The following is a 12,798-nucleotide window of genomic DNA, read 5'->3' as shown; positions in this document are numbered from 1 at the left end:
GAGCGCAGCCGTCCCGGCTCCCTGCATGCAGATTATATGCTTAGCCCGAATATCGGGCGAACAATTCAATCTGTAAGGCAGGGAGTATTGGATGGGCGAAAACTCATACGGTGGTTGAAGAGCGAAGGTTATCGAAAGGTTTCGGTTCTCGGTATGAGCTTAGGCTCCTGGGTCGCGGGGTTAATTGCTGCGCACGACTCGGCTGTGTCAAAAGCCGCGCTGTTTCTGACGGCGGGGAGTCTTGCGGATATGGTTTGGACGGGTCGCGCGACACGATTGATACGTGACAGCCTTGAGCCTGAGATTGAACTGACCGATCTCAGAAGGGCCTGGGGGCCACTTAACTTGGAGAATTACGCACATAGTTTGGCACGGCCTGATCTCGATCTTCATGTTGTGTTGGCTAAGAGAGACAAAGTGGTGTTGCCAGAGCTGTCGAAGAGGTTCATGCGGAGGCTGAAGGACGCCGGAGCGAGGCCAAATATTGTGGAATTAAACTGTGGTCACTATTCACTCGCCATTCCGCCTTACATTTTGTTGGCCGGTTTGAGCTTGAAGCGGTTTCTGTCGCGAGCTCACGAGGCGGCCCGGCGATCCTGAGCTTGGCGTTGGCCGTCGGACTGTAAGCTCCGGCTCAGGCAATGGTCTCCACGATTTCATAGCTTTGGACCAGTGGTCCAATTCCTTCGTTGAGCAGGGTCAGGAGGTTCTGGGCCGTCGGAGCGAGGAGTTCAATCCGCTCGATGCGTACCGGACTCCATGAAGGCTCATCGTCCTCGTTCGAAGTGACTTCGTCGCGGAGCTCGATGACGGCCTGCCGCACCTCGTCCAGTTCTGCAAAAAAGAAACCTGGGGTTCCAGTGTCCTTCCATCGGTCTTCGTTCGGCTCAGCCTCATAGTTCGGCTGCTCCTGCTGTACGCCCTGCCGGATGCCACAATTGCCTGCCCTGTCGCTGAAGATCAAATGGACAAACCGGCTGTCGAAATGCGGATCGTCGATCGCAAGCCGAGTTTCTGGATCCTTTCCTCGAAAGAGGGTTCTGCCCCTGCTCCTGCCAGTTGATTGCTGAAAAGCGCCTCACGAATCAGTGTAGCCGAATTGGATACGCGGATGCACCTTGGAACGGTGTGCGGCGGCACGGAATTCTGGCACGTCGCTTCGCGACCGCGCTCTATGCATGCGGCACGGAACCGAGCTTCGCGTGGTCTCCGCCTATACGGGTGACGATCGCTCGTGCGGGCTGCTTCGCAGCCAACAATCAAAATCGATACACCCAAAATGGCAGCATGCGGCAGTTTACAGCGGCGGACGAAATCCGCATAGTGCGCGACGCCAACGACAATCACGAGTTGGTGATGGCAAGTCCCTAGCCCTTCTTGTCATCAACCACGGGAGCCGTCCTGGAGCATTCCGGGACGGCTCTGTTCGAATCCGGTGACCGATCATGACGAAGAAATCTGCTGCCTGCCGTCCCCTGTTCGTAAGCAGATCGCTTCTCAATCCGGATGACTTGCTCGGATGGGCTCAGGGCGAAGGATTTCAAAGACCGATCCGCGCCTCAGCGCTGCATGTCACGATCGCACTCAGCCGCGAGCCGTTGCCGTGGCGAGAGATTCCGGCATGCGACGGCCATCTGTCCGTGCCTCGAGGGCGCCGGCGGCTGGTCCACCAATTCGGTGGTGTGGCTGTCCTGATTTTCGGATGCCGGAAACTGCGCCAACGTCATGCGCAGTTCCGCCGGCACGGGGCGAAGTGGGAACACCCGACCTATCAGCCTCACGTTGCGTTCGCGATCGATGATGATCGTGACCTCTCTCTTGTGCGGCCTTATGCCGGGCCGCTTCTGTTCGGGCCGGAAGCTTTCAAGGAACCGTTCGAGAGTTATTGCCGGCCGCTCTCCGCGGCCGACTTCCATTCCTGAGGAAGGAAAGAGGGCGCTGCCCTCTGGCCCCTGTGCATTATTGGGACACAGATTCACGGTAGGCGTTTCGCCGCTGCCTGATCGGCAAGGTTCGACCCCTCTCTGCCTTTCCGCCGCACAGCCTGAACCGGAAGTTCTGACCCAAGCCGGACATCCATTCGGGCGAAGCAAATGACCGCTAAGGGTGTGGGTTCCGGTCATTTTTAAAGTCAAAGCCAAAGCCGGTGTGGGATCAGTTCAGTATTCCGCGGCGGCGATGGTGCGGACCGCGGGCTGGTGGCGGGCGGGGTCGCCATCAGACCACGAAGCCGCAGGCGGGCGGGGGGGTGCGGGTGTCCATGTTGCGGCCGCGGTTCAGGTGGTCGTCGATCTCGGCGGCCGCGCCGATCATGCGACCGTATAGGAAGACGGTGAAGGCCGCGGTCTCCAGGTCGCGCTCGGTCAGGGTGCCGGACTTGAAGTCCTTCCACAGCAGCGCCAGCAGCAGCGCCGCAATTACCGCGTCAACGTTGACGCAGAAAACGTAAGGCGAGGCCCCCTGATTGTGGAGTGCCTGGACGAGCTCGCGGTAGAAGGCGTGGAAGACGTTGTACTTTCCTTGCCGCGCCATGAATTCCGCGATGAAGCGCTCGCGCGGATCGTGGTTGACGGGCTTGCCTTTGAAGACCGGGTGGTGGACGCCGGGGAGCGCGCGGACCTCAGTGCCGAGCTCCTTGGCCTGGGCCTTCTCACGGCGGTACGTGCGCGCGAACGCCGTCGCCATCGCCTTCAGGTCGAGGCCGTGGGCTGGGTCGGAGGGGTCGGTCAGCCCGGCGTCCTTGAATTGCTCGAGCAGAAAGGCCATGCCCTCGAAGCCGTTGCCGCCGTGGCTGTAGCCGGTATGGGTAAGGAAGCCGACCATCGCCTTGTTGATCTGCACGCGCGCCGGCGTCTGTGGCCCGTCCGCCGAGACCGCGCCCTTGGCACCCTGAGCCGAGATCGACCCAGGGCCGTTCGAAATCAGGAGCCCGACGAGCATCTGCAGCGGCAGCGCCTCCTCGGGGGTGGGCTTCTTTCCAGTCATGGCGAGGAAGCAGAGGTCGGCCATCGTCCATTGCCCAAAGCGCTCGTCGCGTCGGATGCCCCATAGCGAGCCCGACCGGTGGTGCTCGCCGGGGATCGTCGCGCCAACCATGACGCCATAGAGCCGCAGGTACCAGGGCAGTGTCTCGGCGGTAAGGCGCGAGATGCGCTTGCGCACCAGCGGCCCCCAGGCGATTGTCGTGGCGATGGCCGCGAGAATTGCGTCCCGCGACAACCGGCCGCCGAGGCCTCCAAGGAACTTCAGGAACGCCGACCTGCCGCCGCGAGCCGCGATCGCTGCGAGCATCGCCTCTGGACGCGGGTCGGCGGCCTCGGCCTCGGTGGCCAGGAACAGCGCCCGGGTGGCGTCGTCACAGACAATCCCCGAGGCGTCGAATTCCTCGTCGCGCCCGTCCCTAAGGCCCGAATGGGCGAAGAGCCCGATGAGCGCCCGGGTGCAGCCGAGCGCCCGCTCCACCCGCTTCGGCCCGACGATGGCGGCGGCGGCTGCCATCACCGCGTTCGGAGCATTGCCGGCCTCCCGCGCCGCGTCGGCGGCGACGAGGATCGGGTCGCCGACGAGGTTGACCTCGGCTGCGACCGCGACGTCGAGCATCGCTCGGTCGTTCTCGGTGGCGATCTCGTGCACGAGCGGCAGGGCGACGGTCGCCTCCAGCGGCTCAAGCGCGAGATCGAGCACTGAATGGCCGTGCACGCTCGTCACTTGGGTTTTCGGGTCCATGACCGACGCGCCGGACTTGTCCTTCATGTTCTGCCGCGCGACCACCGCCCCGACCTGGGCGCCGAGCGCGGCGATCTGGCCGGCGTAGGGCTCGGGCGCGGTGACGGCCGGCATGGCGAGATCGGGCGGCAGCCGCAGGCCCTGGTCGTTGGCGACCCAGGGCTTTAGCGCGAGGTCCCCACGCGGCGCGAAGTCGGGCGCGGCGCCGTTGAGCGCCATCACCGCGGTGAGGGCGGCGGGGATGTCGGCGATGTTGGTGACGACGGCGCCCTTCGCGGACACGACCGGGTTCTCGGGCGTGAAGCGGCCAGGCACGCCGAAGGCCTCCATGAACCAGCGCTCCTTGTCCTCGGCGCTGTCGCCCGAGCCGGCCATAGCGCCGGCATGCCCGACGGCACGGGTCAGCTTCGACTTCCAGCGGCCGACGACGCAGGCGACGACGGGCTTCGTCCAGTCGATGCCCTGCTCGTAGTAGCCGCCGGGTTCGGCATAGAGCACCGCCGCCTTGGAACGGTCGTCGTTGCCGAAGGCGTGGGCGAAGTCGGGCGCGGCGTAGTGGATGTAGACGTCCTTGCCGGAGGAGACGAGCGTCGTCGTGCCCCAGCCCGCAGTGCCGAGATACTGGGCGATCGTCGTGGTGAAGCCGCCGGAGTTCGAGAAGATCGCAACCGAGCCTTTGAGCAGCGACTCCTCTGGCTTGTCGCCGCCGAGCGCGCCGCCGATGCGCACGCGGTTCCACGAATCGGCGACGCCGAGGCAGTTGCCGCCGATGATGTCGATGCCGTTCGCCTGAGCCATCGCCCGAATCTCGCGGGCGTCGTGCACGGAGATCTTCTCGGTGATGATGACGATCTTGCGCAAGCCCGGGTTCACCCGCACGAGCTCGGCCACGCCGTCGCGCACACCCGACGGCGGCAGGTAGACGACGCCGGTGTCGAAGGCGTGGCCGGCGTCGAGCCCCTCGCGCACGTTGTTGTAGACCGGGATGTCGCCCACGGGCGTCTTCAGCACGTGCCCGCCGCGGCCGGGCGAGGTGCCGAAGACCACGTTGCCGCCGGAGAAGGCGTGGCTGGTCGGCGTGACCGTGCGCGACTCGCCGCCGAGGATGTTGAGTACGCAGACCCGGTCGTCGCGGGTCGCGATATCGGCCAGTGACCGGAGGCCGAGGAAATAGGGAAAGCCTTCGATGCCCTTGTGATACATGTCCGTCCTCCCTCAGGCCGCCGCGGCCTTGAGCCCCAGGGTAGCGGCGATCTCGTCGCGGCCGCCGGCGCGCATCCACGTGTCGACGCGCTTGGCGTAGTTCACGACCTCGGAGATCGCGCTGTCGAAGCCGAAGAAGCGGTAGGGCAGGCCGAGGGACTCCAGCGTCTCGGCGAGGTTGCCCATACCGCGCACCAGGTTCGGACCGCCGCGTCCTACGACGACGTAGAGCGGCGTCGGCCCGTGCGCGGCGAAATATTCGCGCAGCGCGTCGCCCATGCCGCGGAAGGTCTCGAGGATGTCAGTGTTGTTCGACTTGCCGCCGATGATGAAGAGCACGTTGGTCTGGGCGAGGAAGTGCCGGTAGCAGATCGAGGCCACCGCCTTCATCTTCTCGTAGGGCGGGTTGCCGCCGAAGTCGGACGAGATGATCGCCGCCTCGCCCAGCACCTCGGTGACGAGGCTGTTGGCGCCGCCGCCGAAGGTCGGGGCAAGGATGGTGCCGCTCTCGTTGATCACGAAGACATCCGACTGGCCCTGGTGGGTGCGGAGTTGGTTCACCTCCTGCTCGAATGCAGAGATGTCTGCCGCGAACAGCTGGTCCGGCAGCCCGAGCCGACCCACACGCGGATCGTCGCGGTCGAAGCCGCACTTGAAGTCGCAGGCCACCGGCGTCAACCGCCCGTCGCGCCCGGGACGCATGCGGATCGGGTTCAGCTCCAGCGTCGTCATGCCGTAGTGGTGCATCAGCTCCCAGAGCTTCGGCAGGTGCTGCACCAGCGGCGAGATGATCTCCCGCGGCGCGCCAATGTCCGTCAGCGCGTTCGCCACCACGAAGGCCTTGAGCCCCGTGAGCGCCTCGAAGGGCACGGTGGCGATGTCGGACTTATCGAGATCCTCGATGTCCACGCCGCCGCGGTGGGTCAGCGTCATGGTCGGCGCGCGGAAATGCGTGTCGTCGGTGGTGGCGAAATAGACCTCGTGCTCGGCGGGAATGCCGGCCTCGAAGGTCACGCCGTTGGCCTTGGCGAAGGCGTTGCCATGACGGTGCTCGGCGAAGTAGAGCCGCTCCTTTTCGGCGAGCGCGGTCTTGAGGTCCCGAGCCTTGCCGATTAGTCCCGCCTTGCCCTTCTTGCCGACGCCGCCGCGGAAGACCGGCTTGACGAAGATCAGGCCATGGCGGGCGATCAGGTCCTGGATCGCGTCCTCGCTCGCGTCAGGTCCGAGCACCTCGGACGCGGGGAAGTCGACGTGCCTGAGCAGCCTCGATCCGTAGAGCATGCCGGTGAGGTGCATGGCGGTTCTCCCAATTGATCGTAGCATGGTTCGGCCGGTTGACCTGATCGGCACTCAAGCATACGAATTTATCGAGGTCGATGAAGTAAAGGTTAGGCTCGCCGCAACAGCGTCCGGCTAGCCTCAGTTCTGTTTTCGCCTTGGTCGCCGGCCGGCATTGCTGCCGACCGGAGCCGTCGGCGCGCGTCAGGTGGCCCGGCTCTCGGTCGAGTGAGGGCTCCACTTGATCAGCCGGGCCTCGGCGACGTCCAGGATGCTGTCGATAATTAGGACAAATATCGCGAGGATTAGGATCCCTGCGAAGACACCGACCGCATCGAAATTGCCTTCCGCCTGAGCGATCAGATAGCCAAGCCCGGCGGATGAGCCGAGATACTCGCCGATAATCGCCCCGACGACGGCAAAACCGACCGAAGTGCGCAATGAGGACAGAATCCAGCTTGCCGCTGCCGGGAAGTAGACGTGGCGAAGCAGGTCCGACCGCTTGGCTCCGAGAATGCGGGTGTTCGACAGCACAACCGGGTTCACTTCACGGACGCCCTGCATGGCGTTGAAGAAAGTGACGAAGAACACCAGCGTGACGGCGAGCGCCACCTTGGACCAGAGACCGAGGCCGAGCCAGAGTACGAATATCGGCGCAAGCACGACGCGAGGGATCGCGTTCAAACCTTTGATGAAAGGATCCAGAATGCGCGCGGCGGAACGACTGAGGCCGAGCCAGACGCCTGCTGCCACGCCGAGTGCCGTCCCGACCAGATAGCCGAGCACGGTTTCCGTCAGGGTGATGGCCACATGGTTATAGAAGCTGGCGTCCACCACCCAGGACGCCACCTGCTTGAGGATGTCGACCGGAGCCGGGAAGAAGAAGACGTCGATGATGCCCGCCGCGACACCGAGCTGCCAGCCGCCGACAATTGCCACCAGCAGTACGACTTGGATGAGGCGTTCAGTCGTGGCGTTCATAGCTTTTCTCCACTTCGCTGCGCAGCGATGACCAGATGTTGCGATAAAGATCCATGAAGCGCGGATCGAGCTTGATTTCAGCGACATCGCGGGGGCGTCGGAGATCGACGGGGAAGCTGTCGATCACGTGCGAGCGCGGTCCGGCGGCAAGCACCACGACCCGATCCCCGAGAGCGATCGCCTCCTCAAGGTCGTGCGTGATCATCACCACGGCGCGCCGTTCCTCCTGCCAAAGGCGCAACAGCTCGTTCTGCATCAGGTGGCGGGTATGGATGTCGAGTGCCGAAAAAGGCTCGTCCATCAGGATGACCTTGGGGCCAGTAATCAGTGCCTGCGCCATCTGCACGCGCTTGCGCTGTCCGCCGGAAAGCTGATGCGGGTACCGATGCTCAAAGCCCTTCAGGCCAACCTTCGCCAGCCACTTCATCGACTGCTCGCGCCGTTCGGCAGCGCCTGTGCCCTTGAACATAGGGCCAAGTTCGACATTCTCGAGCGCAGTCTTCCAAGGAAGCAGTGCATCCTGCTGGAACAGATAGCCGATATCGTTTTGGATCCCGCGTACCGGCTGACCCTCAATCGCGACAGTACCGCTCGAGGGCTTCAGCAGCCCGGCAATCGCGTTAAGAATCGTGCTCTTGCCGCAGCCGGTCGGCCCAACGATCGCGAGAAACTCGCCATCGGCGACAGCCAAGTTCACATCCTGCACGGCCACATAGGCGCCAAAGGACATGGTGACGTTGTCGATGGTAACCATCGGCTTCGCATGATGCGGACTGTTCGTCGGGGGTACGGTTTTCACTACGGCCAATGCCATGACCTCCTCCTGTCAGTTGGCGGCGACGTTCGGGACTTTGTCGACGAACTCGTTCGTGTAGGTTTTCTTAAGGTCGATCTCAGCCGCAGCGACTTTTTCATTGAAGCTCTTTAGGACCGCGAGCGGAGTCTTGATATCTTCCTCGTTGATACGGCCGTCCTTCGAGAAGATCGCCTTCGCGTTCTCTACCGCCTTGACGTAGGTTTCACGATCGCCGGAGATGAACTCCTTCGGCAGCTTGTCGACGATCTCTTCCGCGGAGTGACTATTCATCCACTCGAGCGCCTTGACCGTCGCATTCGTGACCTTCTGGACGGTCTCCGGATTTTTCTCGATATAGCTCTGTGTGGCATAGAGGACGGAGGTTGGGTAAATCCCACCATAGATCGCCTTGGCTCCCTCGTCGCTGCGACCGTCGATCAGGATCTTGCCGACGCCCTTGGCCGCTATAAAGGTTGCCGCCGGGTCGTAGTTGACGAGGAGGTCGACCTTGCCCTGTTCAAGGGCCGCGACGGCGGCAGACCCGGAGCCGACGCCGATCAGCGACACGTCGTCGCCCGACAGGCCGTTGCGCTGCAGGTAATAGCGGACGAAGAAATCGGAAGACGAGCCTGGCGAGGTGATCCCAATTTTTGCGCCTTTGATCGTTTCCGGTTTTGCCGGGTCGAAAGTGCTGTTCTTGCCGCCAGCCAACACGAGTCCGGAATTGCGGGCGAGCTGCACGAACGCCACGACAGCCTTCTTCTGCGCCTGCATCTGGATCGTATGGTCGTAGAACCCGACGGCGATATCCGTCGAGCCGGCGACAAGGGCCTGAAGCGTCTTCGACCCACCCGATGCGAAGTTCTCGACGGTCACCTCCAGGCCTTCCTTTTCATAAAGGCCAAGCCCCTGGGCGACCGGAAAGGGAAGGTTGTTGAGATTGTAAGAGCCGACGCTGATGCGGACCGGATCCGCGAACGCGGAGCCTGCAAAGGCAACGGTTGCCGCAAGGGCAAGCATGAGCTTACGCATGATTTTCCTCCAGGTTATGTGGCGCCCTCCCGGCGGCCACGGTCATTATGCCGCGCAGACGAACTGCGCGACAGGCTTTGCGAAAACATGTCCTTCGAATAGGCGGCGGGCGGTGCGCAGGATGCCCGCGACGATCTTGCCGTTCCTGTCCTGAAGCTTGACATCGAGATGGCCGCTCGGATGCTCGATCGACAGGACCACCGGTGGTTTGCAAGTGCCGATCAAGCGGGATGCCACCGTATTTTCGGTGATGCAGGCCGTCGCGATCCCGACAGCACCTGTTGTGGCAAGCGAGGGATGGCACTGGTGCGGCATGAAATAGCGCACATTGATGTCGCCGTCTGCCCTTGGCCGGGAAATCAGCACCGGCTTCGGTGTCACCTGGTTGCTGACATCACCCATACCCATTCGCTTACCGGCGGCAATGCGCAGGCTCTCGAGCCGTTCCAACAGCGCCTTGTTTCCGTTGAGTTCGGCGGCTGTCTCGAATCCGCCGACGCCGATGGCCTCAGCCTCAAGGAGTATCATTGGCATGGCGCAATCGATGCAAGTGACGCTGACGCCGTCGATGACCTCGTTCGGTTTGCCTGTGGGAAATAGCTGACCCGTACGGGCGCCTGCTGCATCCATGAAGGTAAGCGCAATCGGCGCCGCGCTGCCTGGAACGCCGTCGATCGCCGCGTCGCCTAGATAGGAGACGCTACCGTTGGGCGTCGGGACATCTGCCTCGATCAGCTTTCCGGTGTTGACGTTGTGAATCCGGACGAGCGTCGTAGGACCCTGCACCGGCACAAGCCCCGCCTCGATGGCGAAGGGGCCGACGGCGGCAAGCATGTTGCCGCAGTTGGGGGACGTATCGACGAATTGCTGGTCGACGCGCACCTGTGCGAAAAGATAATCGACGTCCGCGCCCTTGATGCTTGCGGGACCAACGATGGCCACCTTGCTTGTGACCGGATTGCCGCCGCCAATGCCGTCGATCTGCAGCGGATGCCCTGACCCCATGACCGAGAGCAGGATCTGATCGCGAAGGGCCGGATCGGACGGTAGATCGGAGGAGAGGAAGAAGGGCCCCTTGGACGTGCCGCCGCGCATCAGAGCGCACGGAATGCGGATCAGATCGTTCATCGTGCGACATCCTCCCTTTTCATGCGCTCCGTGGCTCAATCATCTTGTTTGTTACGTGAATCCGATTAATATGAGAAATGCTAAAATCGGAGCTTTTGATGCGCTATGAACATCAACTGTGAAATCCTGGACCTCCGCGCCTTTCTACTCGTCGTGGAGCTCGCGAGCTTCCACCGGGCAGCGGAGTCGCTCAATCTCTCGCAGCCGGCGCTGAGTCGTCGCATTCAGAAACTCGAAGGCTCCATCGGCGCCCCCCTCTTGGAGCGGACGACGCGCCATGTGGCGCCCACCGCCGTCGGCGGGGAGCTGGTCCCGCTAGTGCGCCGGATGCTGGAGGAGTTTGACGGTTCGCTCTTCGCCTTCCGCGAGCTGGGGGAGCGGCGAGGCGGTCTTGTTACCATCGCCTGCTTGCCGACGGCGGCTTATTACTTCCTGCCCTCAGTGATCCGGCAGTTCGATGCGCAGTACCCCAACATCCGCTTCCGGATTCTCGACCTTCCGGCGACCGACGGGCTTCAGGCGGTCGCGCGCCGGGAGGTCGAATTCGGGGTCAACATCATGGGTTCGTCCGATCCCGACCTGACCTTCGATCGTCTGATCGAGGACCCCTTCGTTCTCGCCGCACGAAAGGAGCACCCCCTGGCATCAAGGGATGTCCTGACCTGGCAGGATCTCGTCCCCTACCAGCTCATCACCGTCCATCGGTCGAGCGCGAACCGGATCCTCTTGGATGCCGCGCTGACGAAGTCGAACCTCGCGCTGCGCTGGTCCTATGAAGTGACGCATCTCTCGACGTCACTCGGTCTGGTCGAAGCCGGTCTCGGGATATCGGTCCTGCCGCGCATGGCGACCCCGCAGGGCGACCATCCGTTCCTGGTCACAAGGCCCATCCGCGATCCCGAAATCTCGCGCACGATCGGGGTCGTGCGTCGACGCGGCGCATCGCTCTCGCCGCCCGCCGAAAGGTTCATGCGGATGCTGATTGAAACCTGGGGTGAAGCTTCAACGCCCCGGTTCACCTGACCAGTTCAATGGCAAGGCCGCTCGGGGATTCTAGCCCGCATGCTCCCGAGGTGCGCGAAGCCGGCTTCGGCATTGGCGCGCAGAGCGGCAATCGTCTTCAGGGACACCTCATTACGGGTGGTCTTGGCCACCTCCAGGGTCGACTCGAAAGCCTCTTGAGTCGTTTCGGCGTTTGATTCCAGTTTGGAAAATGCTTCCTTCGCCTGCTCAACGCCCTGTTCGGCGACAGCGCGAATCTGCTCGGTAGCCTTGGACGGCTCGAAGGGAGCGGATTCCGCGTTTTCGATCGTTTCGGTCTTGCCGGGGATCTTGGCCATTTTTCCATCCTTTTCCAGAGAGCGGCATCGAACAATGCCCCCCTCCTTCATGTACGAAACCGTCGCAACCGATTTATGTAACTGACATGAAAATGCGCCCGACACCGAATATCCCGCTGCGCGCAGTTTGACGACGCTTTGATGCAATTCGCAGCCACGGTCCGCCTGGTCATATTGAGACCCCGCTCATCGGGGCAGCATCGTCGTGTAGTATGACTTCGTTCAGGTAGCGTCTTCACGCTGTTGCGCTGCGCCGAAAACTGGCTAAGAGGTTTCATCTATTGTTGCTGCGAAACGGAGTTACTGCATGCCGGAAGATATTGAGAACGGCCGAAGCCAGTTGATCGAGCTCACCGCGGACATTGTGTCTGCCTACGTCAGCAAAAACCCAGTGCCGGTTGCGTCTCTTCCGGAGTTGATCGAAAGCGTGAATTCGTCGCTGTCGAGGATCGGACAGCCGGCCGAGCCTGAGAAGCCGGCCCAGGCGCCTGCGGTCAATCCGAAGCGGTCGGTGTTCCCAGACTACATCATCTGCCTCGAGGACGGGAAGAAGTTCAAATCTCTCAGGCGCCATCTCGACGTGCATTTCGGACTGACACCCGACGAGTACCGGGAGAGGTGGGGATTGAAGCCGGACTATCCGATGGTGGCGCCGAACTACGCGGCCCAACGTTCGGCGCTGGCGAAGTCGAGTGGGCTCGGCCGGAAGCCAGCGGCAAAGTCGTCGAAAAGCACGGGCAAAAAGCGTTCTCTGCGGTGATCACGGAGCCTTGCCCGTTTTGCACGAGCTCCGATGTGAGGCCATACGTGACAGGCGAGGCGCGAGTTGTGGCGCGGTGCGAAGGCTGCGGCGCATCCGGCCCGGTCTGCATCGACGAATTGAACGCCGTTAGAAGCTGGAATCGCCGTCCGGCTACACCTGATCAGGATTGGGACTGAGGGTTGGCTAACCAGCCTCATCTTCGACAAGGTCACAGAATACCCGACCGCCGGGGCGCCGATAGGAGTGTTTTGTGATGATCCGGATTCTTGTCGCGGCCGGTGCCCTTGCGCTGGCCGGCTTTGTTGCCGCCCCGGCAAACGCGCAAGAGACTTTCCAGGGCTACGATTGCACGGATGACTGCTCGGGCCACGAAGCCGGGTACGATTGGGCGGCGAGGAACGACATCACCGACGAGCGGGATTGCGATGGCGATAGCCGATCTTTCAACGAAGGCTGCCAAGCCTACGTTGAAGAGCAAGCGGATGATGCAAGTCGGAACGGCCAATCCGACGACGAAAACGACAGCGAAGACGGCGACGAATAGGAACTCG

Annotated in this window: 12 protein-coding genes and 1 pseudogene; 5 read left to right on the top strand and 8 right to left on the bottom strand. The window is 62.6% G+C overall.

The window, feature by feature from the left end:
- Positions 1-600: pseudogene (locus EN862_RS33195) on the top strand (dienelactone hydrolase-related enzyme); the annotation flags it as partial.
- Positions 601-634: 34 nt separating this feature from the next.
- Here the strand turns inward: EN862_RS33195 and EN862_RS33190 are convergent.
- Complete coding sequence (locus tag EN862_RS33190; protein WP_245519802.1) at positions 635-964, bottom strand: hypothetical protein; 330 nt, start codon at positions 962-964, stop codon at positions 635-637.
- 481 nt (positions 965-1,445) lie between these two features.
- On the opposite strand from EN862_RS33190, the gene EN862_RS33185 reads away from it, so the two are divergent.
- Positions 1,446-1,922 (top strand): phage prohead protein, encoded by a 477-nt coding sequence (locus tag EN862_RS33185; RefSeq protein ID WP_245519801.1) that lies wholly within the window; start codon positions 1,446-1,448, stop codon positions 1,920-1,922.
- Between the two features lie 295 nt (positions 1,923-2,217).
- On the opposite strand, the gene EN862_RS33180 is transcribed toward EN862_RS33185, so the two are convergent.
- The 6 genes from EN862_RS33180 to EN862_RS33155 all read right to left on the bottom strand — a co-directional run bounded on the left by EN862_RS33180 (position 2,218) and on the right by EN862_RS33155 (position 10,144).
- Entirely contained in the window at positions 2,218-4,929 is a 2,712-nt protein-coding gene (locus EN862_RS33180; RefSeq protein ID WP_127868717.1) for a CoA-binding protein, read from the bottom strand.
- Positions 4,930-4,941: 12 nt separating this feature from the next.
- The gene (locus tag EN862_RS33175; RefSeq protein ID WP_127868716.1) at positions 4,942-6,225 is read right to left on the bottom strand and encodes an ATP citrate lyase citrate-binding domain-containing protein; all 1,284 of its coding nucleotides are present in this window, start codon (positions 6,223-6,225) and stop codon (positions 4,942-4,944) included.
- A 186-nt stretch (positions 6,226-6,411) separates the two neighbouring features.
- The gene (locus tag EN862_RS33170) at positions 6,412-7,188 is read right to left on the bottom strand and encodes an ABC transporter permease (RefSeq protein WP_127868715.1); all 777 of its coding nucleotides are present in this window, start codon (positions 7,186-7,188) and stop codon (positions 6,412-6,414) included.
- Entirely contained in the window at positions 7,172-8,002 is an 831-nt protein-coding gene (locus EN862_RS33165) for an ABC transporter ATP-binding protein (protein WP_127868714.1), read from the bottom strand. Before EN862_RS33165 ends, EN862_RS33170 begins: the two co-directional genes overlap by 17 nt.
- Positions 8,003-8,014: 12 nt before the next feature.
- The gene (locus EN862_RS33160; RefSeq protein ID WP_127868713.1) at positions 8,015-9,016 is read right to left on the bottom strand and encodes an ABC transporter substrate-binding protein; all 1,002 of its coding nucleotides are present in this window, start codon (positions 9,014-9,016) and stop codon (positions 8,015-8,017) included.
- 45 nt (positions 9,017-9,061) lie between these two features.
- A complete protein-coding gene (locus EN862_RS33155) occupies positions 9,062-10,144 on the bottom strand; it encodes a 4-oxalomesaconate tautomerase (protein WP_127868712.1) in 1,083 nt (360 codons plus the stop codon).
- A 105-nt stretch (positions 10,145-10,249) separates the two neighbouring features.
- Here EN862_RS33155 and EN862_RS33150 point away from each other — a divergent pair, with 105 nt between their 5' ends.
- Complete coding sequence (locus EN862_RS33150; RefSeq protein ID WP_127868711.1) at positions 10,250-11,167, top strand: LysR family transcriptional regulator; 918 nt, start codon at positions 10,250-10,252, stop codon at positions 11,165-11,167.
- Positions 11,168-11,172: 5 nt separating this feature from the next.
- On the opposite strand, the gene EN862_RS33145 is transcribed toward EN862_RS33150, so the two are convergent.
- The gene (locus EN862_RS33145; RefSeq protein ID WP_193771622.1) at positions 11,173-11,484 is read right to left on the bottom strand and encodes a hypothetical protein; all 312 of its coding nucleotides are present in this window, start codon (positions 11,482-11,484) and stop codon (positions 11,173-11,175) included.
- Positions 11,485-11,791: 307 nt separating this feature from the next.
- Here EN862_RS33145 and EN862_RS33140 point away from each other — a divergent pair, with 307 nt between their 5' ends.
- Both EN862_RS33140 and EN862_RS33135 read left to right on the top strand, forming a co-directional pair.
- The gene (locus EN862_RS33140; RefSeq protein ID WP_127868710.1) at positions 11,792-12,244 is read left to right on the top strand and encodes a MucR family transcriptional regulator; all 453 of its coding nucleotides are present in this window, start codon (positions 11,792-11,794) and stop codon (positions 12,242-12,244) included.
- A gap of 256 nt (positions 12,245-12,500) precedes the next feature.
- On the top strand, positions 12,501-12,791 hold the full coding sequence (locus EN862_RS33135; RefSeq protein ID WP_245519800.1) for a hypothetical protein: 291 nt from the start codon (positions 12,501-12,503) through the stop codon (positions 12,789-12,791).
- Positions 12,792-12,798: the final 7 nt, after the last annotated feature.

The organism is Mesorhizobium sp. M2E.F.Ca.ET.219.01.1.1 (assembly GCF_004016445.2).
Lineage (GTDB): Bacteria > Pseudomonadota > Alphaproteobacteria > Rhizobiales > Rhizobiaceae > Mesorhizobium.
Note: the sequence above shows the minus strand (reverse complement) of the source record. Positions and strands in the feature narration are given on the sequence as shown.